The organism is Lelliottia sp. RWM.1 (genome assembly GCF_016859735.1).
Taxonomy (GTDB): domain Bacteria; phylum Pseudomonadota; class Gammaproteobacteria; order Enterobacterales; family Enterobacteriaceae; genus Enterobacter.
On the sequence record NZ_WLVC01000003.1, the window covers coordinates 122,332 to 145,736 of the forward strand.

Annotated in this window: 20 protein-coding genes and 2 pseudogenes; 14 read left to right on the forward strand and 8 right to left on the reverse strand. The window is 54.5% G+C overall.

The window, feature by feature from the left end; translation table 11 throughout:
• The first annotated feature begins 14 nt into the window (after positions 1-14).
• A complete protein-coding gene (locus GF617_RS03790; RefSeq protein WP_181623540.1) occupies positions 15-929 on the forward strand; it encodes a LysR family transcriptional regulator in 915 nt (304 codons plus the stop codon).
• On the opposite strand, the gene GF617_RS03795 is transcribed toward GF617_RS03790, so the two are convergent.
• The 4 genes from GF617_RS03795 to GF617_RS03810 all read right to left on the reverse strand — a co-directional run bounded on the left by GF617_RS03795 (position 926) and on the right by GF617_RS03810 (position 5,125).
• Entirely contained in the window at positions 926-1,795 is an 870-nt protein-coding gene (locus GF617_RS03795) for a LysR family transcriptional regulator (RefSeq protein WP_203451089.1), read from the reverse strand. The genes GF617_RS03790 and GF617_RS03795 overlap by 4 nt on opposite strands.
• Before the next feature lie 21 nt (positions 1,796-1,816).
• A complete protein-coding gene (locus GF617_RS03800; protein WP_203451090.1) occupies positions 1,817-2,992 on the reverse strand; it encodes an MFS transporter in 1,176 nt (391 codons plus the stop codon).
• A gap of 99 nt (positions 2,993-3,091) precedes the next feature.
• Positions 3,092-4,138 carry an NAD(P)-dependent alcohol dehydrogenase gene (locus GF617_RS03805; RefSeq protein WP_181623543.1) on the reverse strand — a complete coding sequence of 349 codons (1,047 nt, stop codon included), beginning with the start codon at positions 4,136-4,138 and terminating at the stop codon, positions 3,092-3,094.
• A 111-nt stretch (positions 4,139-4,249) separates the two neighbouring features.
• Positions 4,250-5,125: a LysR family transcriptional regulator gene (locus GF617_RS03810; RefSeq protein WP_181623544.1), complete on the reverse strand. Its 876-nt coding sequence runs from the start codon at positions 5,123-5,125 to the stop codon at positions 4,250-4,252.
• 112 nt (positions 5,126-5,237) lie between these two features.
• On the opposite strand from GF617_RS03810, the gene GF617_RS03815 reads away from it, so the two are divergent.
• The 4 genes from GF617_RS03815 to GF617_RS03830 all read left to right on the forward strand — a co-directional run bounded on the left by GF617_RS03815 (position 5,238) and on the right by GF617_RS03830 (position 10,218).
• A complete protein-coding gene (locus GF617_RS03815; protein ID WP_181623754.1) occupies positions 5,238-6,089 on the forward strand; it encodes a Vmh family MBL fold metallo-hydrolase in 852 nt (283 codons plus the stop codon).
• A gap of 100 nt (positions 6,090-6,189) precedes the next feature.
• Entirely contained in the window at positions 6,190-6,327 is a 138-nt protein-coding gene (gene sra / locus GF617_RS03820; protein ID WP_203451091.1) for a stationary-phase-induced ribosome-associated protein, read from the forward strand.
• A 176-nt stretch (positions 6,328-6,503) separates the two neighbouring features.
• A complete protein-coding gene (locus GF617_RS03825; RefSeq protein ID WP_203451092.1) occupies positions 6,504-8,201 on the forward strand; it encodes an NAD-dependent malic enzyme in 1,698 nt (565 codons plus the stop codon).
• Between the two features lie 307 nt (positions 8,202-8,508).
• Complete coding sequence (locus GF617_RS03830) at positions 8,509-10,218, forward strand: ABC-F family ATP-binding cassette domain-containing protein (RefSeq protein ID WP_203451093.1); 1,710 nt, start codon at positions 8,509-8,511, stop codon at positions 10,216-10,218.
• A gap of 44 nt (positions 10,219-10,262) precedes the next feature.
• Here the strand turns inward: GF617_RS03830 and GF617_RS03835 are convergent.
• Positions 10,263-10,854, reverse strand: a pseudogene (locus GF617_RS03835) (inorganic diphosphatase); the annotation flags it as partial.
• A gap of 273 nt (positions 10,855-11,127) precedes the next feature.
• On the opposite strand from GF617_RS03835, the gene adhP reads away from it, so the two are divergent.
• Positions 11,128-12,138: an alcohol dehydrogenase AdhP gene (gene adhP / locus GF617_RS03840; RefSeq protein WP_181623549.1), complete on the forward strand. Its 1,011-nt coding sequence runs from the start codon at positions 11,128-11,130 to the stop codon at positions 12,136-12,138.
• A 47-nt stretch (positions 12,139-12,185) separates the two neighbouring features.
• On the opposite strand, the gene GF617_RS03845 is transcribed toward adhP, so the two are convergent.
• The gene (locus GF617_RS03845; protein ID WP_181623550.1) at positions 12,186-12,695 is read right to left on the reverse strand and encodes an Rrf2 family transcriptional regulator; all 510 of its coding nucleotides are present in this window, start codon (positions 12,693-12,695) and stop codon (positions 12,186-12,188) included.
• A gap of 169 nt (positions 12,696-12,864) precedes the next feature.
• Between GF617_RS03845 and GF617_RS03850 the strand changes: the two are divergent.
• The 7 genes and pseudogenes from GF617_RS03850 to GF617_RS03880 form a co-directional block, all read left to right on the forward strand.
• Positions 12,865-13,116, forward strand: a pseudogene (locus GF617_RS03850) (NAD(P)/FAD-dependent oxidoreductase); the annotation flags it as partial.
• A gap of 140 nt (positions 13,117-13,256) precedes the next feature.
• Positions 13,257-14,876, forward strand: a complete 1,620-nt coding sequence (locus GF617_RS03855; protein WP_203451095.1) for a TIGR04028 family ABC transporter substrate-binding protein — start codon at positions 13,257-13,259, stop codon at positions 14,874-14,876.
• A gap of 10 nt (positions 14,877-14,886) precedes the next feature.
• On the forward strand, positions 14,887-15,831 hold the full coding sequence (locus GF617_RS03860; RefSeq protein WP_181623553.1) for an ABC transporter permease: 945 nt from the start codon (positions 14,887-14,889) through the stop codon (positions 15,829-15,831).
• Positions 15,828-16,679: an ABC transporter permease gene (locus GF617_RS03865; protein ID WP_203451096.1), complete on the forward strand. Its 852-nt coding sequence runs from the start codon at positions 15,828-15,830 to the stop codon at positions 16,677-16,679. Before GF617_RS03860 ends, GF617_RS03865 begins: the two co-directional genes overlap by 4 nt.
• Entirely contained in the window at positions 16,676-18,283 is a 1,608-nt protein-coding gene (locus GF617_RS03870; protein WP_203451097.1) for an ABC transporter ATP-binding protein, read from the forward strand. Before GF617_RS03865 ends, GF617_RS03870 begins: the two co-directional genes overlap by 4 nt.
• Positions 18,280-19,269: a putative FMN-dependent luciferase-like monooxygenase gene (locus GF617_RS03875; RefSeq protein ID WP_203451098.1), complete on the forward strand. Its 990-nt coding sequence runs from the start codon at positions 18,280-18,282 to the stop codon at positions 19,267-19,269. The genes GF617_RS03870 and GF617_RS03875 overlap by 4 nt, the downstream gene beginning before the upstream one ends.
• 10 nt (positions 19,270-19,279) lie before the next feature.
• Positions 19,280-20,371, forward strand: a complete 1,092-nt coding sequence (locus GF617_RS03880; RefSeq protein WP_203451099.1) for an alkylhydroperoxidase domain protein — start codon at positions 19,280-19,282, stop codon at positions 20,369-20,371.
• A gap of 6 nt (positions 20,372-20,377) precedes the next feature.
• Here GF617_RS03880 and araJ read toward each other — a convergent pair whose 3' ends face one another.
• Both araJ and GF617_RS03890 read right to left on the reverse strand, forming a co-directional pair.
• Positions 20,378-21,553 carry an MFS transporter AraJ gene (gene araJ, locus GF617_RS03885; protein ID WP_181623558.1) on the reverse strand — a complete coding sequence of 392 codons (1,176 nt, stop codon included), beginning with the start codon at positions 21,551-21,553 and terminating at the stop codon, positions 20,378-20,380.
• A gap of 120 nt (positions 21,554-21,673) precedes the next feature.
• Complete coding sequence (locus tag GF617_RS03890; RefSeq protein WP_181623559.1) at positions 21,674-22,318, reverse strand: Qnr family pentapeptide repeat protein; 645 nt, start codon at positions 22,316-22,318, stop codon at positions 21,674-21,676.
• A 169-nt stretch (positions 22,319-22,487) separates the two neighbouring features.
• Here GF617_RS03890 and ppk2 point away from each other — a divergent pair, with 169 nt between their 5' ends.
• Positions 22,488-23,330 carry a polyphosphate kinase 2 gene (gene ppk2, locus GF617_RS03895; RefSeq protein WP_239006314.1) on the forward strand — a complete coding sequence of 281 codons (843 nt, stop codon included), beginning with the start codon at positions 22,488-22,490 and terminating at the stop codon, positions 23,328-23,330.
• The last annotated feature ends 75 nt before the right edge of the window (positions 23,331-23,405 follow it).

A 23,405-nucleotide genomic window follows, 5' to 3' on the forward strand; every position in this document is an offset into this window, starting at 1 on the left:
ATCAGGAGCACAAGGTGGATCAGTTAATGGCAATGCGCGCGTTTGCCCGCGTCGTTGAAAGTGGCAGTTTTACCCGCGCGGCAGATTCGCTGAATATGCCGAATGCGACGCTCAGCAAGCTGGTTAAATCCCTCGAACAGCATCTCGGTGTTCGCCTCCTGCAGCGCACGACGCGGCGCGTGATGCCAACGCCTGAAGGACTGGAGTATTACGAGAAAGCCTCACGCGTGCTCATTGATATTGAAGACATTGATACCTCTTTTTCTGTCTCACAAACCACGCCCGGAGGGCGTTTGCGCATTGACGTTGGTGGCTCAACGGCGCGGGATGTGCTGATCCCTGCGCTGCCAGATTTCATTCGCCGTTATCCCGATATCAGGATTGATTTAGGCGTTGCTGACCGTCCGGTTGACTTGATCAGCGGCAATGTGGATTGCGTGATCCGTGGCGGCCCGATGGATGATTCATCTCTTATCGCCCGCCATATCGGGAATGCGGTGCTTATCACCTGCGCAACCCCGACATACCTGAAAACCTACGGCATACCTGCTTATCCTGAAGAACTGAAGAACGGGCACAAACTCATCAGTTATCTCTCACCGGTGACGGGCCGGGCCTTTCCGTTTCGTTTTACGCGCAACGGCGAAGTGCAAGAGATCAAGGCTGAGCACCATTTCGGGGTAAATGAGAGTAATGCCCACCTCGCGGCCGCCGTTGCGGGGCTGGGTATCGTGCAGACGTTTAGCTACTCGACGGGGGCATTACTGAAAGAGGGAGCCCTGGTGGAGATTTTGCAGAAATGGCGTCCCGCCGTTTACCCTTTTCATGTTGTTTACCCGCAAAACCGGCATGTCACGCACCGTCTGAGAGTATTCATTGACTGGCTTTCAGAGGTATTTCCTGAGGCCATTAAGGGGAATGCGCCTTAAACAGGCCCGGTCAGCACCACATCCTTAATGTGTTGTGCCGCTGGGGTTAACGTCCTGCGTTTTCCCCAGACCAGATACAGCTCGTTTACCGGAGGGTGCGCCTGAGGCGCAATCAAGTGCCCTTCCGCCAGCTCAGTATGACAATGATAATCTGGTAGTACCGTCCAGCCGTGGCCATTAAGCGCAAGCGTTTTAAGAATTCGCATATCAGGCACAGTGAGCGCCGCTTTTAAATCCGGTGCGGTGTTGAAAAGTGATAGCCAGAGCGCGCGCACCAGGGGTAAATCTTCATCGAAAGCCAGCAGCGGTGTGCGGCTTAATGTCTCCTGGGTGAGCGTCTCCAGATGCCTCATCAATGAAGGGGCATAAACCAGCAGCAATTTTTCGCTCAGTAAACGGGCATAGTGATAGCGGTGGGGGTCGGGAACGGAAGCCGTCACCGCAAGATCAACGGCTTCGTTATCCAGCAGGTCATAAATTCGGCGTTTCTCCCCTGTATGGAATCGCAGGCTGAAGCCATCCTGAATGAGCGGAGCAAGCCGTGGCGCCAGGCAGTAGTGAATAAAATCCGAAGGCCCGACAATATGTACCGTTCCACCATTGACACCTCCCGGACGCAGCGTTGCCAGCTTCATTTCCAGACCATCGATATGCGGGGCAATCGAACGGGCAAGCTCATCTGCCGCTTCCGTCGCTGCAACCCCCCGCGCCTGCCGAACAAACAGAAGCTTGCCGGTCAGTGCTTCCAGTGACTGAATGTGCTGGGACGCCGCAGGCTGAGTCATGCCCAGACGTACCGCTGCCTTAGACATTGAACGCAGGCGGTACACTTCAAGAAACGTTCTTAAATGGGTCAGATGGCTCATCCCTTACTCCCGATGCTCTGTTCAGTTTGTCTGTACCGTGGTCTGGCGTTTTGTGCGGGTCTGCACGAACAGCAGTATAAGCCCCAGAATCGACAGTACAGCCCCCGCCAGCCCCGTATAGATTAAGCCTGCGTGGACGATAGTCAGGCTGCCGCTCACCGATCCTAATGCGATCCCGGAGTTGAACCCGGCAATATTCAGCCCCGCAGCGATACCCTGTGCATGGGGCGCTTTATCATGCGCCACATGAATTAATCGTGCCTGCAACGCAGGAACGGCGGCAAAGGTGAACATTCCCAGTAACGCGACCAATACGCCCATCATCAGCGGGTGACGGACAAAGATCCACATACCCAGGGTGACAACAATAATTCCGCCGATAAGCAGCACGCTGGCACGGTTTACCCCGAGTACGTCCGTCAGTTTTCCGCCCAGAACATTACCCACTGCCGCCGCAATCCCGTAGATAAACATGAAGATACCCACGCTTGCAACACTCAGGCCGGTGAGGGACGTGAGCAGAGGTGCAATGTACGTGTACGCGGTAAACGAACCGGCATAGGAGAGTACTGTCACCAGCGCAGCCCCCAGCAAAACAGGATTAAGCAAAGCCGACAGACTGCCTTTAACCGTCACGCTGGTGTTACCAGGAAGCGGATCTTTCATTCCTGGGATCAGCCCGATTACGCCCAACAGACCAAACACACCAATCAATGCCATCATTGGTCGCCAGTTCATCAGCCCGCCAAGCCAGGTTCCCGCCGGGACACCAAACGCCATCGCCAGGGTGAATCCACCGAAAACCACCGCCACCGCTCGCCCTGCTTTACCGGGACCGGCAAGGGCTGCGGCTGTACTGGAGGCAACCGCCAGGAATAAACCGTGCCCCAGACCGGCGACGAAACGGGCAACGATCATCAACTCAAGAGACGGTGCTAGTGCGGCCAGCACGCTACCGACGCTAAAGATAATCATGGTCAGGATCATAACCCGCTTGCGGGCCCATCCCGCGGTCAGTGCGGTAAGGACCGGAGCTGAAAATGTCGCCCCGAGCGCATACGCCGTGACGGTAGCCCCGACATGCTCCACGCTAAGGTGCAGATCGCGAGCAATCACATCGGTCAGTCCAATAGGAATAAATTCAGCCAGGCCTAACGCAAAGGCGCTGATGGTAAAGATATAGATAACAAAAGGCATCTCACGCTACTCAATAAGAATAAAAAGTAGCGCGAGTGTAGGAAGGTGAAGCCCAAAGGAAAAATGATGAAATCTTGGGCTGTCATAAATAATGTTATATCAGGCGTTCAACGTGCTCATGTCGATCACAAAGCGGTATTTCACGTCACTTTTAAGCATGCGCTCAAAGGCCGCGTTGATCTCATCCATCCGGATCACCTCGACATCTGCAGTAATGCCTTTTTCACCGCAGAAATCGAGCATCTCCTGGGTTTCGGCGATGCCGCCAATGCAGGAGCCCGCAACCGATTTACGGCCAAGGATCAGCGGCAATGTGCTCACTGGCGGGTTGTCCCCCAGATAGCCAACAAAGACCAGCGTACCGTCCAGCGTCAGTGTCGACATATACGGATTAATATCGTGAACATACGGTACGGTATCGATAATCAGGTTGAACTGATTAGCCACCGACTGCATCTGTTCGTCATCGGTGGAATAGACAATATGATCGGCCCCCAGACGGCGAGCATCCGCCTCTTTGCCTGGCGAGCGGGTAAAGAGCGTCACCTCAGCGCCCAGTCCGTGAGCCAGCTTAATGGCCATATGACCAAGTCCGCCCAGACCAATCACAGCCACTTTGCTGCCTTTGCCAATATTCCAGTGACGCAATGGCGACCAGGTGGTGATCCCGGCGCAGAGCAAAGGGGCGACACCTTTCAGATCGAGGGTTTGCGGAATATGCAGGACGAAGTCTTCACTGGCGACAATTGTCCGGGAATAACCGCCGTAAGTCCGCTGATGGTCAAAGCGATCATGGCCGTTATAGGTCTGGACATTGCCCTCTTCACAATACTGCTCCAGCCCCTGTTTGCAGGGCTCACATTCGCGGCACGAATCGACCATACAACCAATACCGGCCAGATCGCCGACGCTCAGCTTTGTGACACTGTCACCAACGGATTTCACGCGACCAATAATTTCATGACCCGGAACAACAGGATATTCACTGAATCCCCAGTCATTACGCGCCTGATGCAAATCGGAATGGCAGACGCCGCAATACAGGATTTCGATCACCACATCGTCGGGGCGGGGTTCGCGACGTTCAAAGGTGAACGGTGCGAGCGGCGCGGTGGGAGTTTTTGCTGCATAGCCCAGAACTTTCATCTCTTTACCTCACTAGTGGTCTCGCGCAAAAGGAACCGTCCAAAGCTACTGTACCCCTGGCGCGCTGACTATGGATAAAAGTGGAATAGCGTAATGAGCGTAGCTCATGAATTACCCCAGGCTACCGGCAATTTCATCAAGGAACAGGCGCAAGGCCGCGGGTTGATACTCTCTCGACTGATAAATGCCATAGATAGCAAGCGGTTTGGGTGTGAGCGATGACAACACGGGCACTAATGTCCCTTGTTCAAGTGCCGTTTGCGCCTCGCGTTCTGGCAGCATCGCAATACCGCAATGGCGAATAGCGGCCTCCATCAGCAGCGCGGAGATACTGGCGCTCAGGTTACCGCTAACGGCCACACTGACACCCTCGCCCTCCGGAGAGAGGAAATGCCACGACTGCCCGGCGAAAAAGCTGTAATGCAAACAGTTGTGCAGGGCTAAATCCTCAGGATGTTGAGGAACCCCCTTCTGCGCGAGATACTCTGGCGACGCGCACAACACCGAGCGACACTCCCCCAGACGGCGTGCAATCATACCGGGTTCCGGGTTATCAGTGATGCGGATCGCCACATCAATGCGTTCCCCCACCAGACTCACAGGATGGTTGTTCACATCCAGTTCAACCCGCAGTTGCGGATAGCGTAAGAGAATATCGGGAAGCACAGGAGCCACCATGTGCATCGCCGTGAAATGCGCGCAGGCCACACGCAATGTGCCGGATGGCCTGTCTTTCGCCGACTGATCTTCAATTTCCTGAGATAACTGCGTCAGCGTGCGCGTTTTCTGTAGCACCTTTTCGCCTGCCGTTGTCAGCGTCAGCTTCCGCGTCGAGCGGTGTACCAGCCGTGTCCCGGCCCACTTTTCCATCTGCTCAAGATAACGGCTCACCATTGGCCGGGAAATCCCCAGCGCACGAGCCGCCGCACTCAAACTGCCCAGCTCACATATCCGGTTATAGACCTGAGCGGCAATAACGCGATCCATTCCAGCACTCCATCTGATCGATTTATGAAACAAAGCATGTCTTGTTTCAGGAATTCTGGCAAATGCAGAAATCCTTACAATGGATGCTTTCCACCTGATAAGAGAAATGATGATGACGCTTAACCGCCTTGCACTGCTGTGCGCCCTGTTCACGCCAGCGGTATTTGCCGCACCGCTCACGCTGGACACCTATAACCCACAAGAGAACGCTATTTTTGCGGTCTCCTCCACGCTGGTTTCCGGGCCGAAAGAGGCTGTTCTGTTTGACGCACAATTCAGCGTAAAAGATGGCGAAGCTCTGGTTGAGAAAATTCGTCGCAGCGGAAAGACTCTGAATAAGATCGTGATTACCTCCGGCGACCCGGATTTCTACTTTGGTCTGCAACCACTGGTGAAAGCGTTCCCGAACGCCAAAGTCGTGGCAACCCAAAATGTGGTGGATCACATTAAAGCGACCAAAGATGCCAAACTGGCATTCTGGGGTCCGCAGATGAAAGATGGCGCGCCGACAACACTTGTCGTTCCACAGGTTATCGCCTCCACCACCTTTATGATCGATGGTGAAACCGTCAGCATTGAACAGCCGGATAGCTATGCGGCCTATGTCTGGATACCTTCGGCAAAAGCCATTTTAGGCGGGACGGGCGTTTCATGGGGGATTCACGTCTGGACAGCCGATACCCAAACCAAAGAGAGCCGCCAACAGTGGTTGCACACACTGGAGGCGATGGCGGCACATAAGCCTGAGCGCGTGATCCCAGGGCACTATCTTGGTACACCTCCGACAGGCACTGGCGCTATCACCTTCACCAGCAACTATCTCCAGCAGTTCGAAAAGGCTCTGGCAGACCAGAAAGGCTCGGCAGCCGTGATTAGCACGATGAAAAAACAGTATCCCGATCTCGCAGAAGCGAGTTCGCTGGAGCTGAGTGCCAAAGTGAATACCGGCGAAATGAAGTGGTAAGCTGAAAACCTGCTAAGCTGGATGGGCAACCTAAGGGGTTACATTTCGTCCGCACATGCGGAGTGGTCCTTAAAACTATCAACAGGATTGAGGAGTAAGCATGAAATCGAACCGTAAGGCACGTCATATTCTGGGACTTAACTATAAGATTTCTAACCACAAAAAAGTGGTTATTGAAGACAACCACGAAACGGTTGTCCACCAGGCTTCAGGCAGAAGACGCCACGTAAAGAAGTAAGTTTCGCGTTATGACGCACAACACCATCGGCAAAACCGATGGTGTTTTTGCTTATGTGTTGCGGTAATTAACATTCAGCTCCTTTATAATACCAGCCGACCGAAACCCGTAGCACCGGCCAGAAAGATGACAAACGACAGTGCCAGGGACGGATCTTCAAAAAAAGAGTGAGTGACATGGACAACAAACCGAAACAACATCGTTCCTTATATATTCCTTATGCAGGCCCGGTTCTGCTTGAGTTTCCCCTGCTCAATAAAGGCAGCGCCTTTAGCGCCGAAGAGCGCAGCAGCTTCAACCTGCTCGGCCTGCTGCCTGAAGTGGTCGAAACCATCGAAGAACAGGCAGAACGCGCCTGGATCCAGTACCAGGGATTCAAGACGGAGATCGATAAACACATCTATCTGCGTAACATCCAGGATACCAACGAAACCTTGTTCTATCGCCTGGTCCAAAATCATCTCGAAGAGATGATGCCGGTGATTTATACCCCGACTGTGGGCGCCGCCTGCGAACGCTTCTCCGAGATTTACCGCCGTTCCCGCGGGGTGTTTATCTCATACCAGAACCGTCACAACATGGACGACATTCTGCAAAACGTGCCCAACCACAATATCAAAGTGATTGTGGTCACCGACGGCGAACGTATTCTGGGCCTGGGCGACCAGGGGATCGGCGGGATGGGTATCCCTATCGGTAAATTATCCCTCTATACCGCCTGTGGTGGGATCAGCCCGGCGTACACCTTGCCGGTTGTGCTGGATGTCGGCACAAATAATCAGCAACTGCTCAATGACCCGCTTTATATGGGCTGGCGTCACCCGCGTATCACTGATGATGAGTACTACCAGTTCGTGGATGATTTTATCCAGGCGGTTAAACACCGCTGGCCGGATGTTCTGTTGCAGTTTGAAGATTTTGCGCAGAAGAACGCCATGCCATTACTGAACCGTTATCGCGATGAAATTTGTTCGTTCAACGATGATATTCAGGGCACAGCAGCCGTCACCGTCGGTACGCTGATTGCCGCCAGCCGTGCGGCTGGCAGCCAGTTGAGCTACCAGAAAATCGTCTTCCTCGGCGCAGGGTCTGCTGGTTGCGGGATCGCCGAACAAATTATTGCCCAGACCCAGCGTGAAGGGTTAAGCGAAGAGCTGGCTCGCTCGCGCGTCTTTATGGTCGATCGCTTCGGCCTGCTGACCGATGCGATGCCAAACCTGCTGCCGTTCCAGACGAAGCTGGTGCAGAAGCGCGACAACCTGAAAAACTGGGACACCGACAACGAAGTGCTCTCTCTGCTGGACGTGGTACGCAACGTGAAACCGGACATCCTGATCGGTGTTTCCGGGCAGACCGGGTTGTTCACTGAAGAGATCATCCGCGAGATGCACAAACATTGCGAACGCCCTATCGTGATGCCGCTCTCCAACCCAACGTCGCGCGTGGAAGCAATGCCGCAGGACATCATTGCCTGGACTGAAGGTAACGCACTTGTCGCCACCGGTAGCCCGTTTGATCCTGTCGTCTGGAAGGAGAAAACCTACCCGATCGCCCAATGTAACAACTCCTATATCTTCCCTGGAATTGGCCTGGGTGTGATTGCCTCCGGCGCGTCACGCATTACCGATGAAATGCTGATGTCGGCAAGCGAAACGCTGGCGAAATACTCGCCTCTGGTGAATAACGGCGAAGGACTGGTACTACCGGAGCTGAAAGATATTCACAAAGTTTCGCGTGCTATCGCCTTTGCCGTGGGCAAAATGGCGCAGCAACAGGGCGTGGCGGTGAAAACCTCTGCCGATGCTCTGCAGCAAGCCATTGATGAGAACTTCTGGATGCCGGAATACCGCAGCTACCGTCGAACGTCGATTTAAGCGCGAAAAAGGCAACGTAAGTTGCCTTTTTTATTGTTTGCACTCTCGCATCCTTCCGCTACACTCCTTTCATTCATTAACCTACTGAATATATAAGGAGGCCAACTATGCTGTATTGTGAAATTTTCCATTTTTCACATACATTTGGTAATCGTACCCGCTCAAGCGTTATCGGTATCGTGCTGCGATAACTTCGGCTTGAGCGAAGACACCAATCCCTGAAATCCCTTCTCTCGGGCTTACTGAGTTATCGTCAGCGATGTTTGACGAGGCATTAACCTGCCTGTAACTCTTGGGTAAGCAACAAATGAGCACTTTACTCACTGCACATTCTTTACGTGTTGATACGGCGTTTGGCACGCTCTTCGACGACCTCTCCTTTACGCTGAAAAAAGGCGACCGCATTGGCCTGCTGGGCGATAACGGCTGCGGAAAAAGTACACTTCTGAAAGTCCTGGACGGCACAGATTCGCCTGCAAGCGGAACGGTGGCGCTGGCCGGACATTGCCTGATGTCCCGCGTTGAACAGCATCTGCCGGAGGCCATTTACCCGCTGACTATGCTCGATGCTGTACTGGCGCAAGTCCCCCGCACAGAGCATGACAGTTTGCGCTGGAAGGCAGAAGCATTGCTGGCGAGCATGGGGTTCACCGCACAGGATATGGCTCTGCAATCGGCAACGCTCAGCGGCGGTCAGCACACCCGTCTGCTGCTGGCGAGGGCGTTAATCAGCGAGCCGGATCTGCTGCTGCTTGATGAACCCAGCAACCACCTTGATCTGCCAACCATGCTCTGGCTGGAACAGTTTTTACAGAACTGGTCCGGCAGCTTTGTGTTGGTTTCGCATGACAGGCAATTGCTGGATGCTGTCACTAACGGAAGCTGGATCTTGCGTGACAAAACGCTGCACTACTTTGCGCTCCCCTGCTCGGCGGCACGCAAGGCACTGGTTGCAAAGGATGAAAGTGATGCACAGCGCCACAAGGCGGAACAAAAGGAGATCGATCGCGTCGCCGCCAGCGCTAAACGGCTGGCCACCTGGGGCAAGGTCTACGATAACGAAGATCTGGCCCGTAAGGCCAAGCAGATGGAAAAACAGGTTGAGCGGCTAAAGGAGAGCCAGACAGAAGTCACTACGGGCAGTCAGTGGACATTAACCCTGCGGGGCGATGCGCTACGAGCCGATCGGCTGCTGGAGATAAGCAATCTCGCTGTACCTCCGGCTCCGGGGCTGCTCCCGCTGTTTGATGTCGATATCGCTCGACTGAAAAGCGGTGATCGGGTGGCGATTGTCGGACGCAACGGATGTGGTAAATCGTCACTGATGAAACTTATCTGGCGACAGTTCGCCCATGGAGGCTGTGTCGAAGGGCTGATCATTCATCCGCGTGTAACCCTGGGTTATTACGACCAGACACTGCACCAGTTACCGGACGACGCTTCGCTGCTGGATGCGCTGGAGCCGTTTGCACCTCATCAACAGGATCGCAAAATGGCGCTTATAAGTTCCGGTTTCCCCTGGGCGCGTCACGGGCAAAAGGTCAGTACGCTCAGTGGCGGCGAGCGCTCTCGCCTGCTGTTTGTCGGTCTTACGCTTGCCCGCTATAGCCTGTTGATGCTGGATGAACCGACCAACCACCTGGACATGGAAGGCAAAGAGGCGCTGGGTGAAACGCTGCAGCAGTTCGAGGGTGGCGTTTTGCTGGTCAGTCACGACCGACAACTGATCCGCCATAGCTGCAATCGTTTCTGGCTGATTGAAGACGGGAAGCTGAGCGAATGGCACGATGCCGACGCCGTGTTTGAACGTCTGCGTGAAAGTTCGGGTCTGGCTCAACCGGTAGATGATGCGTTGCCACGGGACGAAATCCCGTCAGCGTATGACGATCTGCTGGAAAGGCTGGTTGCGCTGGAAACACTGTTGGCAGAGGATGTAGCGCGAAAACCTAAGCATCAAAAGCCACAACTTCAGGCGCAATGGCGTAAAGAAATTGAGGCACTGGAGGCGCAACTGTAAGTCTGTGCCCGGCGGAAAATCCGCCGGGCCAGTTTGCTACTGAGGGTTTTTCTCTTTCCAGGCATCCCATGCCTGTTTGATCTCCTGCTTCGCCGTCGCGGCATCATTAAAGCCACTCAGCTCCACTTTTTTGCGTCCTTCCGGAAGTTGTTTGTAGACGCGGAAGAACGACTCCAGGCGCTGGACTTCAATCTTCGGCAGGTCTTTCAACTCTTTGATATCGTCGTATGTCGGGTCGATTTTACTCGCCGGAACTGCCACAATTTTGTCGTCTTTCTCACCACCATCCACCATCTTCAGTACACCAATCGCACGCAGTTTAATGAGTGTACCTGGCGCCATTGGCGCACGGGTGTAGAAAATCACGTCCAGTGGGTCGCCATCACCGGCCAGCGACTGGGTCAACGAGCCGTAGTTTGCGGGATAAGCCACCGGCATCGACTGGAAACGGTCAGCAATAATAAAACCGGTTTTCGCGTCGGTCTCATATTTGATAATGCCGCCCGCCGGGATCTCCGTGACGGCGTAAAACTCTTCCGGGTTGTTTTCCGGCTGAGGGAATTCAAGGATGTTTTGCGCCTGAACGGAAGCGGACAGGAGAACGCTGATTGCGATAAGTTTTTTCACCAGATGCATTGTCTTTTAACTCTTCGGTTATTAGGAAGACAACACGGTACGTTTGGCAGATGACAGACCCATGACGCTTTTTTGTCAGTTTTTATCACCCCCCATTTATTAAGAGTATTAATGATTTTTTGCTGACTTATTAATCAGAAGCTAATGAAATTATTACATTTTGTTGCACCGCCCTTGCAACACGCCGTCAAAGGATTAATCCTAAAGAAGTAAGACGTATTCTCATCCGTCTTGTTTGCTATGCAGATGCTGACCATGAATAAGGAGAAACATATGAAGGCTGCTGTTGTAACCAAAGATCACCACGTTGATGTTACCGAGAAAACCTTGCGGGCGCTCAAACACGGTGAAGCACTCCTGACGATGGAATGCTGTGGGGTTTGCCATACCGATCTTCACGTTAAAAATGGTGATTTTGGGGATAAGACTGGGGTGATCCTGGGCCACGAAGGGATTGGCATCGTGAAAGAAATTGGGCCGGGTGTGACCTCACTGAAAGTGGGCGATCGTACCAGCGTAGCCTGGTTCTTCGAAGGCTGTGGCCACTGCGAATACTGTAACACCGGAAATGAAACACTCTGCCGCGATGTTAAAAATGCGGGTTATACCGTTGACGGCGGCATGGCGCAAGAGTGCATCGTGACGGCGGATTATGCAGTGAAAGTGCCTGACGGTCTGGATTCCGCCGCCGCCAGTAGCATCACCTGCGCGGGTGTTACCACCTACAAAGCCGTGAAAATTTCCTATATTAAACCCGGACAATGGATTGCCATTTATGGTCTGGGCGGTCTGGGTAACCTGGCGCTGCAGTACGCCAAAAACGTCTTTAACGCGAAAGTGATTGCTGTTGATGTGAATGATGAACAGCTGAAACTGGCCGCCAGCATGGGTGCTGATTTAACCGTAAATTCCCGCAGCGAAGATGCCGCGAAAGTCATTCAGGAGAAAACCGGTGGCGCGCATGCCGCAGTGGTCACTGCGGTGGCAAAAGCGGCGTTTAACTCAGCCGTCGATGCTGTGCGTGCAGGTGGCCGTGTGGTGGCCGTCGGTCTGCCGCCAGAAGCGATGAGCCTGGATATTCCACGTCTGGTTCTGGATGGTATCCAGGTTGTGGGTTCCCTGGTGGGTACGCGTCAGGATCTGCTGGAAGCCTTCCAGTTCGCAGCTGAAGGTAAGGTTGTACCGAAAGTCACGCTGCGACCGCTGGAAGATATCAACGCCATTTTCAAAGAGATGGAACAGGGCCAGATCCGTGGCCGTATGGTGATTGATTTACGCTCGTAAGCCATCGCCACGCCCTCTCCCTGGCTGAGAGGGCGTGAGTTAAAGAATCAGGACGCATTTCGTCGGTCTGAAATCCACTCCTGAACTTCAATCTGAAAGGTATCAGGCGCTTTGCGATACATTTTGCGTGCCAGATCGAGGATCGTGTGTCGGGCCAGCTCCTCTTCCATACGTTGCTGCGCACTATCCATTACGGAGCGAACTCCGCACGGACCGTCGCATACCCAACCCGGAGGGGTTTCATCAAACACCGCCAGACGCTGACGCACTTCTCGGCACTCAAACATATTTTTCTCGCCATCAATCGCGTGCGCCACATCCAGCACGGAGATCAGCTCGGCAGGACGCGCCAGCTTAAATCCCCCCCCCTTGCCTTCCGTACTGGTAACCAGCCCGGCACGTGACAAACGCGTGAAAATTTTCCCCAGGTAGTCATAAGGTACGCCCTGTAAGGCCGCCATCTCCCGGACACTCATCTCGCGTTCGTTGCCTTTCGCATCCACCATACACATCAGGCTATGAATGCCATATTCCACGCCGGAACTGTAAAAAGCCATGTTTAACTCCGAGGTTAATAATCCAGGTCATTATAGCCTTGAGGATGAGCATAAAACAGCCCGGAGTTCATGATTCCAGTAACTACCTGCTTTTTCGACGCTTTAATTTTTAACTCAGAAAAAAGTTGTCGCAGTTAACTGCGACAAGTATAGTTGCAGTTATGTCATTGCCGGACACAACGCGGCGGCCAGCCTGTTAGGCGTTGCCCCCTGTCCTTATCGTCAGGTGAACTATGTAACCTGCCTCGATTTAGGCGCATGGGGCGCAGTCTATACCGAAGGCTGGGAGCAAACGGTCAAGTCTGTACGCGAGGAGGCGAAGAAGATCAAAATGGCCATTACTCACGAGCTAATCTATCCACCCGCAGCCGACCGCGCAGTTGCTTTTGCGGCAGCCGACCCGCTGGCAAAATTTGTGTAGTCCTGTATTACCGCCCCTTCCCCGGGGCGTTTTTATTTTCACTTTCCGGCAATCCTTATCTTAATTCCTTTGTTCCCTTGTTTTCTGCCGCGCCCGATGATGAATCCGACGCTAACAAGAAGATAACAAAGGAATTCACCATGCAAACCCCCTTTCGCCTGCCGCTGCTAACGGCGCTCATCCTTGTGGCAACGTCAGCATATGCCGCAGATGCCCCTGTTAAAGGTGGCACGCTTGTCTACCTGGAGCAACAGGCCCACACCAACCTCTATCCCCCTGCCGGTGGGTTTTATCCCAACGGCGGTATCCTTAATCAGATCACCGATAAACTGACCTGGCAGAACCCGAAAACACTCCAGGTTGAACCCTGGGTGGCTGAAAGCTGGAGCAGTAACACCGATAAAACGGAATATACCTTTAAAATCCGCCCAGGTATTACCTTCTCCGACGGTACACCACTGGATGCCAGCGCCGTAGCGAAAAACTTCGACACTTACGGATTAGGCAACAAAGCACAACGCCTGCCGGTCTCCGAGGTGATCAATAACTACGATCACAGTGAAGTGGTCGATCCTTTGACTGTGAAGTTCTTCTTTAAAAAACCTTCGCCGGGTTTCTTACAAGGTACAGCGACTATCGGCTCCGGTCTGGTGTCGTTGAGCACGCTGAAACGTAACTTTGAAGAGCTGGGCGATGCCCGCCATATCATTGGATCAGGCCCGTTTGTGGTGAAAGACGAAAAACTGGGTCGGGAAGTAACGCTGGATGCCCGCAAAGACTACCAGTGGGGGCCGAAAAACCTCGCGCAGCAAGGGCCCGCAAATCTGGATGGCATTAAATTTATTGTTACCCAGGAAGACAGCGTCCGCGTGGGTGCGCTACTGGCAGGCCAGGCTGATTTTATTCGTCAGGTACAGGCTTATGACGAGAAACAGGCTACCGATCAGGGATACACCATTTACGCGGCCCCCACGCGCGGGGTAAACGACAGCATCAGCTTCCGCCCGGATAACCCGCTGGTTTCAGATATCCGCGTCCGCCAGGCGTTACTGCATGCCACCAATGCTAAACAGGTGGTAGAGACCCTCTTCTCCCCCAATTATCCGCAGGCAAAATCGGTGATTGCCGACTCCGCCGCCGGTTTTGTTGACCTGAGCGACAAACTGACGTTTGACCCGACAAAAGCCAACACCCTGCTGGATGAAGCCGGATGGAAAGCGGGCAGCGACGGCATCCGGGCCAAAGATGGACAACGCCTGGCGCTAACCATTTATGAATCCCTGCCGCAGCCGCAAAACAAAGAAGTTCTCCAGTTGGTCGCCCAGCAATGGCGACAAGTTGGTGTAGCGCTGAGCGTTAAAGCGGGTGATGCGGGAAGCCGCACGCTGGATAACCTCGATCCGTTGAAAACACCGCTAACGGTATCCGAAGTGGGACGTGCAGACCCGGACGTTGTGAAGAGCATGTTCTACCCGGCGAACCGAGACGCACTTCTGCAAAAAGGCGGCTCCAGCGACAAAGTGAAAGACTTCCGCGACGACAAGCTCAATGCACTGCTGGTGAATATCTCTGCCGAAACCGATCCGCAAAAACGTCTCCAGCTTACGGGGGATGCACAGCATTACCTTCTGGATAACGCCTATGTGATCCCTATCTTCGAAGAGCCTCAGGTATTTGCGGGTGCGCCATGGTTAAAAGGCGTGAGTTTTGAAGCGGTTGGCCGTCCGTCGTTCTACGGCGCATGGCTCGAAAAACATTAAGGAGCCGATCATGAGCCACGCACTTCTGCAACGATTCGGCCACGGATTGCTGGTGCTATGGGCAGCATTTACCCTCTCGTTTGTGCTGCTTCAGGTGCTGCCGGGTGATGCTGTACTGATCAAATTTCAGAATCCGGATTTAGGGTTAAGCCCGGCACAAATCGAGGAGATGCGCGTGGCGTATGGCGCAGACAGTCCGTTGTGGCAGCAATATGCCCACACGCTGTTTGCCATGCTCCACGGGGATTTTGGCTACTCATTACAGGCAGGGGTTCCGGTGAGCGAATTGATTGCCACAAATCTGCCGGACACTTTAAGCCTGGCATTACCCGCCTTCGCCCTGGCCGTGATTTTGGCGTTCGCCCTGGCCTTTGCCGCGCGTTTGCCCGGCTTACGCTGGCTCAGCAACGCGATACAGTCTCTGCCTGTGCTGTTTATCTCCTTGCCCACTTTCTGGCTGGGAATCGCCCTGATTCAGCTCTTTTCCTTCCAGTTCCGGCTGATTCCGGTCATTAACCCTGGTCCGCTACAGGGGTTGATCCTGCCGATCGTCACCGTCGCTATTCCGATCTCCGCGCCGCTGGCGCAGATTCTGATGCGCAGTCTGGATCAAGTGGCCTCTCAGCCATTCGTCGCTGTGGCGCGGGCCAAAGGGCTGAGTGAAACCGCCGTATTGTGGCGGCACGTCACCGGGAACGCGCTGCTGCCGGTACTGAATATTGCGGGATTGCTGCTCGGGGAACTGATTGCCGGGGCACTGATCACTGAAACCGTCTTTGGCCGCAGCGGCCTGGGACAGCTCACACAGCAGGCCGTTAACAACCAGGATATCGCGGTGCTTCAGGCAGTGGTCATGATTTCAGCCCTCGGTTTTGTCCTGATCAATCTGCTGGTGGATCTGCTGATGCCGCTGTTCGATCCTCGCCTGCAAACCGTTACCGGAGGTGCATCATGAGCCTGGTTGATTACGCAGCGGCGGCGCGAAAACACGTCCCTTCCTGGCAGGCATTGCCGTGGCAGCCAGGATTATGGCTGGCCTGGGCCGTGATGTTCCTGGCCGCATTCGCGGCATTCGCACCGGGCATTTTTACCCACTACAGCCCGATTGAAGGCATCGCAGGAGCACAGCGTCTCGCGCCTCAGTCCGGACACTGGCTGGGTACTGACCAGCTTGGTCGCGATGTGTATACCCGGATTGTCTATGGCGCATCGCATTCCCTGAGTGCCGCACTGGCCGCCGTCAGCCTCGGGCTGGTCGTCGGTACAGGTCTGGGTGTTATCGCCGGTGCTGTTGCCGGGCGCGTCGAGTCATTGCTGATGCGTTTTGTTGACGTACTGCTCGCAATCCCATCCCTGCTGCTCTCTCTGACGGTGATCATCCTGCTTGGTTTTGGCACGGTCAATGCCGCTATCGCTGTCGGGGTTGCATCAATCGCCAGCTTCGCACGTCTGGCGCGGGGGGAAGTGGTCCGCATTCGCCATGCTGACTACGTTGAAGCGGCGTTCGGCAGCGGCGGAACCTTTTGGGCCGTGCTGTGGCGACATATTCTGCCCAATGCCTTAACCGCGGTGCTGGCCTTCGCCACGTTGCAGTTCGGGCAGGCCATTCTGGCCCTTTCCACACTGAGTTTTCTGGGATATGGCACACCGCCTCCCGTACCAGAATGGGGGTTATTGATCGCTGAAGGGCGCAATTATCTCTCAACCGCCTGGTGGCTCACCACCTTCCCCGGGATTGTCGTCATTGCCGTGGTGTTGGCCACTAACCGAATCAGTCAACAGTTCAGCGGAGGTCGCGTATGACGGTACTCGCGGTTGAAAATCTTACCCTCAGCTACCGGACGGGCCGCCAGTGGCGTGAAGTGGTGCATAACGTCAGCTTTAGCCTTGGTCGCGGTGAAATGCTGGCCTTTGTCGGTGAATCCGGTTCAGGCAAAACCACGACGGCTCAGGCCATCATTGGCCTGTTGGCAGAAAATGCCCGTCGCGACAGCGGCAGCATCCGTCTGAATGGCGAGGAGATAAGCCAGTGGTCATCCCGGCGGCTGGATAGCCTGCGTGGAGCACGTATCAGTCTCGTACCACAAGACCCTGGTAACTCGCTTAACCCGGTGAAGACAATAGGCGCGCAGGTGGGCGAAATCGTTCAGCTTCACCAAAAAATGACGGCGGCTCAACGTGATGAACAGGTGCTGACACTGTTAACCAAAGTGGGGCTCAGCCATCCGGCACAGCGGATGAAACAGTACCCGCACCAGCTCTCCGGCGGCATGAAACAGCGAGTGCTGATCGCCATCGCTATCGCACTGCGCCCGGATGTGATCATTGCCGATGAGCCAACCAGCGCGCTGGATGTGACCGTACAAAAGCGCATTCTTGATTTGCTGGATCTGCTGCGCCGCGAGTCCGGTACGGCGGTGCTGTTCGTCACCCACGATCTGGCACTGGCCGCGCAACGTGCTGACAGACTGCTGGTATTCCGTCACGGCGAAATTCAGGAACAGGGCGCGACAGCAGACATTGTCCGCGCTCCCCGGCATGCTTACACCCGCCAGCTATTAAGCGACCTGCAAGGACAGCGGCTGACGATTGCTCCGGTATCCGGACGTCCGCTGGCGTCGCCTGCGATTCGCGCAGAGGCCATCAGCAAACAATTTTCGCTGGGAAAAGGTCATCAGCTACAGGCGCTTGATACCGTCAGTTTTGACGTTACGCGCGGCAGCACGCATGCGCTGGTGGGTGAGTCAGGGTCAGGCAAAACCACCCTCGCCCGTATTCTATTGGGGTTTGAACAGGCAGACAGTGGCCGTGTGGTGATTGACGACATTAACGCCACTGAACTAAGCCGTGAGGCGCGCAGGCAGTTACGGCAAAAAATCCAGTTTGTCTACCAGAACCCTTTTGCGTCGCTCGACCCGCGCCAGACGCTCTTTGAAATCATCGAAGAGCCACTGAAAAACTTTGCCCGCTTTAATAAAGGGGAACGAAAAACGCGTGTTGAAACGGTGGCCCAGCGGGTAGCCCTGCCTGTCGAGTTACTGAACCGGACGGCGCGTGAACTTTCAGGCGGGCAGCGTCAGCGTGTCGCCATCGCACGTGCCCTGATTCTGAACCCGACGATTCTGGTGCTTGATGAGGCCACTTCCGCCCTGGATGTCACAGTACAGGCGCAGATCCTGGCACTGCTTCAGCAGCTCCAGCAACAGCTGGGGTTGACCTATCTCTTTATCACCCACGACCTGGCGACCGTTCGCCGTATCGCACATAGCGTGACGGTGCTGCGCAATGGTCAGGTTGTTGAACATGGCGCCGTCGAGACCCTGTTTGCCTCGCCACAGAACAGTTATACCCGCGAACTGATTGACGCCATTCCCCATTTTTCACCTGTTACGGAGGAGTTTGCATGACGCGAAAACGCCTGGGTTTTTTCACCCGCCTGCTGGATGATGCCACACCAAAAGAACGCTACCGGCTGGCGACAGAACAGATCCGCCACGCTGAACGCCACGGTTTCGACAGTGCGTGGATTGCACAACACCACTTTCACGAACATGAAGGCGGCCTGCCTTCTCCGCTGCTGTTCCTGGCACACGTTGCCGCTCATACAGAACACATTCGTCTGGGAACCGCCATCATTACCCTGCCGATGGAAAACCCACTGCGCGTGGCGGAAGACGCCGCAGTACTGGATCTGCTGGCCGACGGGAGGCTGGAGGTCGGTTTTGGTTCGGGCGGTACGCCCACGTCGTTTCTGCCGTTCGGCCTGACATTCGAGGAGCGCGGTGCAGCCTTCGCCGAATATTTACATCTGATCCAAAGTGCCTGGCGCGGCGATTCGCTGACGCATCCGGATAATCATCTTTACCCGCCAGCTCCGCAACTTGCCGACCGAATCTGGATCGCAACCTTCTCCATTGACGGCGCAGTAAGAGCTGCACAGGCAGGACATGGGCTGATGCTGTCCCGCACTCAGCCCCGCCCGGCAGATCGGCTCGATTTAACGCTGGATGAGATCCAAAACCCTATAGTGGATGCCTATCTTGACGCCCTACCAGCGGGCATTGCGCCGAGAATTCTGGCCTCCCGCACCGCGTTTGTCGCTGACAGCGATGACTACGCACTGAAGGTGGCTGCCCCCGGTTTAACCAGACAAGCACAGCAGCATCGTGCGGCCGGACATCAGGTTACAGGTGACACTGTCACAGATTATCGTCGTCAGTTCGACGCCCATATCGGCGCACCGCAAACGGTACTGGCGTCACTTCAAGGGGATTCTGTTCTGGCGCGAGCTACCGACATCTCATTCCAGGTACACTCGGTCGAACCTTCCCACCGGGATACCTTGCGCTCTATTGAGCTGATTGCAGACCACATTGCCCCCCACATTCTTTGAGGAGACACGCATGGCATTAAGTCAGGATATTCTCGCCGAGCTGGCGGAGATCGTACCCGGTTCACCTCTGGCACAAGCACGCGCCACCCGTGATGCCGCCACACGTTACGCCCAGGGCAGTTACGAAACCCTGTTTAGCCAACAGGATCCTGCTTTCGCGCTGGATGAGCGTTTTGCCGTGGCAGCGAAAGTGGCCAAATGGCACAACGCACCGTCGCTGGCCGCCCACTACGCCGGGTTTGGCCTGGCTGACCCGACATCATCCCGGTTAACACCTGCGCTGAATTTTGCCCGTTTGCTGACCTTCTCCCCTGTGGAAGCGACACCTGGCGCCCTGAACACCCTGACACAGGCCGGCTGGAGCAAAGAGGCCATCGTCACGCTGGCACAAGTCATCGCGTTTGTCAGCTTCCAGAGTCGGTTGATCGCCGGATTGCGGTTGTTGAATGACAAACCGGTCTCCGCCAGTGACGCACCGGTTGTGGCTGGCGTCTGGCACACCACCGCGACGACGTTGACGGGCAAAGCGGCGCCTGTGGCTTTCACGCAGCAAGAGCTGGGCTGGGAACCCTGGGTCGCCGCCAAACCGCTGGCAGACTTTCACGCCGATGAGGTTGCCGTCCTGGCGAAATTTGGCCATACCGATTCGGATTATTTCCGCCTGCTGGGACGCAACCTGCCGGTGCTGGAGCAGCGCACGTTAACGGATAAAGGAATTTTTTACACGCCGGGAGGATTACCGCGTGCAGAGCGTGAACTGGCTGCGACGGTCGTCAGTAAAATCAACGGCTGCATTTACTGCGCATCTGTCCATGCGCGTAAAGCCAGTCAGTTGTCAAAGGATGACACCGCCGTAGAGGCGCTGCTGGCAGTACGTCCTGGCCAGTCGCTGAGTGAGGGACAGTCGCCCCGCTGGCAGGCGGAAATTCATTTTGCTGCAGCGCTGTCGGTTACGCCGCCTGCCATCACGCCAGCCCATCTGGCGGCGCTCGAAAAACAGGAACTGGATACGTTACAGCAGCTTGATCTGGTTCAGTCTGCCGCCTTCTTCGCCTGGGCCAACCGCCTGATGTTGACCCTGGGCGAGCCCTGGCTTTCCTGAGAAGAATCAGGCTAACGCATGCGCGTTAGCCTGATTACGTTTGGCCTTCAGATAACCATAAAGCAGCAGGGATGACATTGCCGAGAAGGAGAGAATGGCCGCTGGCAGCGTGACATAGCTCCAGCTAAAACCGAGTGTAATCATCATTCCACCGAAATATGCCCCAATCGCACTTCCCAGATTAAATGCCACCTGACCTCCGGCAGCACCCAGTAATTCTCCCCCTTTTGCATTTTGCAGGAGCATTATTTGCAGAGGGGCAGAGAGTGCAAACAACCCGGCACAGCAGATAAAACCGGTTATCAGCGAGGCCATTTTGTGCTCACCAAAGGCAAACAGTAGCAGCAAGGCGACGACGATCACCAGATCGGTTGTCGCCGCAATGCGTAATGGGCTAAAGCGGGCGGACAACTTGCCGCTGAGCAGATTTCCCAGCACCATTCCCAGCCCCATCAGCATCATGATAACGGTCATCACCCCTTCGGAGAAACCCGACACGTTGACCATAAAGGGCTTAACAAAGCTGAACCAGGCAAAAACACCGGCATTACCAAACATGGTTGCCGCAAAAATCAGCCACGGCTCCGGCTTTTTGAGGAAGTGGAACTGTTCGGTAAGGCGCGTTTCGGTCTTATCGTAGAGCTTAGGAACCCACAGCAGCACCGACAGGATCACCAGCGCATCAAAAACCGCGATCAGGAAAAAGGTGTAGCGCCAGTTATATTCATGGCCCAACCAGGTGCCAAGTGGCACACCCACCAGGTTCGCCACCGTCATTCCCGCGATCATCCCCGCGACCGCAACCGTCACTTTCCCCGGAGGCGCAATTTTCGACAGAATTATCGCGCCAACACCGAAAATCGCCCCATGGGGGAAACCGGAAATCAAACGCCCCGTCGCCAGCCAGAGATACGATGTGGAAAAGGTAAAGATGGCATTCCCGATGGCACACATAACCATCAGGAACAGCAGCGTTGATTTAAGCGAGAACCTGCAGGAAAAGAGTGCCACGATGGGAGCGCCGATCACCACGCCAAACGCGTAAAATGAGATCATATTGCCGGCGGAGGGAATCGAAATCCCGGTGTCATGAGCCAGTTCCGTTAACACCCCCATAATGCCGAATTCAGCCATTCCCAGACCGAATGTACCAAGTGCCAACGAAAAAATTGTTTTTTTCATACCACAACCACTTGTTAAAAATTTGCAACATGCATTATTGAACAATCATGTAGGGCGAACCAGTTCAAAACGTCTTTCTGGCACGTTAATCCATCATTTCGGGTAGGGTTGTGAATATGATTAACCGATAATGACGATCCCAAGGCGTTCCATAAGCTGAGACACCTGGTAACTGTCCAGTTTGACCCCCTGCAAATCAACGCCGCGCACGTCGAGTTCGCCCAGTTCAGCGTTCGTCAGATCGCAGTGCGTAAAGTTGGCCGCGCGCCAGTCAAATGAAGAAAACTCGCCACCGGAAAGATCGGAGCCGCTGAAGGTTGCACCAGGCGTTTGCGCTCCATTCCAGCGGTTTTCCCACAGCTCACATTTCTCAAGGATCACGTTCGAAAAGTTGGCGTAGCTGAGGTTACTTTTGGTGATATAAGCGCTGCAAAACCAGGTGCGTGGGGTAATCATATTCATAAAACTGGTTCCACGAAAATCGGCCCCTTGCGCCCTGCACTCACGAATCTCAATCCCCAACGCACTGGCATTTCTGAAATCTGCCATCGATAAATCACAGCTTTTGAAGATGGCATCCTTCAACTGCGCCCGGCTGAAATTGCCCCCTGTCTGGCTTTCACGATCATAAAACTGGCAGCCGATAAACTCCGTACCCGTCAGATCCGTACCGGAAAAATCACAGTGGCGAAAGAGTGCATTTTCGATTTTCTCGCCGGTAAACCGGCTACGGCCTATCTTTTCACCTTCCAGAATCAATGCCATGATACACGCCTGTTTATTTATACAGTATATGCGTAAAAGTGTAACCCGGACCTCGCCGCAGAGGAACTGATTTGTGCAAATAATTCCCGCGAAGCGTTGCAGCCAGGATTACACTTCAAAGTGTTAGCGCCTTCAACGTTCATGATCTGTACTGAAAAAGAGGAATGTTATGGGAAAGACCAGGCAAGACAAAACCGAAGCAAAAGCCGCGCCCAAAGCCTCTCCAGACAAGGCCATTAAGGTTTCCCTTAAGACGAAGGACTATGAGAAAGAGCTTCGTCGGCTGCATGTGGAGCTGGTTAAACTCCAGCAGTGGGTGGTCAGCAAAGGGCTTAAAGTCTGCATCGTGTTTGAAGGCCGTGACGGCGCAGGTAAAGGCGGGACGATTAAAGCCATCACCGAGCGCGTCAGCCCTCGCGTCTTCCGTGTTGTTGCGCTCCCCGCCCCCACAGATAAAGAAAAGAGCCAGCTCTACTTCCAGCGTTATATTCCCCACCTGCCTTCCGCAGGTGAAATCGTTATCTTTGATCGAAGCTGGTACAACCGCGCGGGCGTTGAACGGGTCATGGGATTCTGCACTCAGGAACAAGTGGATAAGTTTCTCGATGGCACACCGGTGATGGAAAAAGCCATGGTCGATGCCGGGATCATTCTGCTGAAGTACTGGCTTGAGGTCACGCCGAAAGAGCAAGAGCGCCGCCTGCGCGATCGCATTAATGATGGCCGCAAAACCTGGAAACTCTCTCCCATGGATATCAAATCTTTCAATATGTGGGATGACTACACCGTGGCACGTGATGCCATGTTTGCCGCCACCGATACCGCCTGGGCTCCGTGGTTTGTTGCCCGCTCCGAAGACAAGAAACGCGTGCGGTTAAATATTATTTCGCATCTCCTTTCGCAGATCCCCTATAAAGATTTGCATACAGAAGCGGTGAATTTACCGAAACGAAAAGTGGGAAAAGTGAAACCAACCACTTATCCGTTCCGGTATGTTGCAGAGCGGTTCTAATCAACACCCGCCCTTTTATGCAAATAAATAAAAGGGCGAATACCCTTTATTACTCATGAGAATGCGGCTCGCTAT

Coding starts and splice junctions, on each gene's coding strand:
- GF617_RS03815 (WP_181623754.1), top strand. CDS start 5,238: ATGACGCTTAACCGCCTTGCACTGCTGTGCGCCCTGTTCACGCCAGCG.
- araJ (WP_181623558.1), bottom strand. CDS start 21,553: ATGAAAAAAACAATTTTTTCGTTGGCACTTGGTACATTCGGTCTGGGA.
- GF617_RS03800 (WP_203451090.1), bottom strand. CDS start 2,992: ATGCCTTTTGTTATCTATATCTTTACCATCAGCGCCTTTGCGTTAGGC.
- GF617_RS03870 (WP_203451097.1), top strand. CDS start 16,676: ATGACGGTACTCGCGGTTGAAAATCTTACCCTCAGCTACCGGACGGGC.
- GF617_RS03805 (WP_181623543.1), bottom strand. CDS start 4,138: ATGAAAGTTCTGGGCTATGCAGCAAAAACTCCCACCGCGCCGCTCGCA.
- GF617_RS03875 (WP_203451098.1), top strand. CDS start 18,280: ATGACGCGAAAACGCCTGGGTTTTTTCACCCGCCTGCTGGATGATGCC.
- GF617_RS03865 (WP_203451096.1), top strand. CDS start 15,828: ATGAGCCTGGTTGATTACGCAGCGGCGGCGCGAAAACACGTCCCTTCC.
- ppk2 (WP_239006314.1), top strand. CDS start 22,488: ATGGGAAAGACCAGGCAAGACAAAACCGAAGCAAAAGCCGCGCCCAAA.
- GF617_RS03825 (WP_203451092.1), top strand. CDS start 6,504: ATGGACAACAAACCGAAACAACATCGTTCCTTATATATTCCTTATGCA.
- adhP (WP_181623549.1), top strand. CDS start 11,128: ATGAAGGCTGCTGTTGTAACCAAAGATCACCACGTTGATGTTACCGAG.
- GF617_RS03880 (WP_203451099.1), top strand. CDS start 19,280: ATGGCATTAAGTCAGGATATTCTCGCCGAGCTGGCGGAGATCGTACCC.
- GF617_RS03845 (WP_181623550.1), bottom strand. CDS start 12,695: ATGGCTTTTTACAGTTCCGGCGTGGAATATGGCATTCATAGCCTGATG.
- GF617_RS03890 (WP_181623559.1), bottom strand. CDS start 22,318: ATGGCATTGATTCTGGAAGGTGAAAAGATAGGCCGTAGCCGGTTTACC.
- GF617_RS03830 (WP_203451093.1), top strand. CDS start 8,509: ATGAGCACTTTACTCACTGCACATTCTTTACGTGTTGATACGGCGTTT.
- GF617_RS03860 (WP_181623553.1), top strand. CDS start 14,887: ATGAGCCACGCACTTCTGCAACGATTCGGCCACGGATTGCTGGTGCTA.
- GF617_RS03810 (WP_181623544.1), bottom strand. CDS start 5,125: ATGGATCGCGTTATTGCCGCTCAGGTCTATAACCGGATATGTGAGCTG.
- GF617_RS03855 (WP_203451095.1), top strand. CDS start 13,257: ATGCAAACCCCCTTTCGCCTGCCGCTGCTAACGGCGCTCATCCTTGTG.
- GF617_RS03795 (WP_203451089.1), bottom strand. CDS start 1,795: ATGAGCCATCTGACCCATTTAAGAACGTTTCTTGAAGTGTACCGCCTG.
- sra (WP_203451091.1), top strand. CDS start 6,190: ATGAAATCGAACCGTAAGGCACGTCATATTCTGGGACTTAACTATAAG.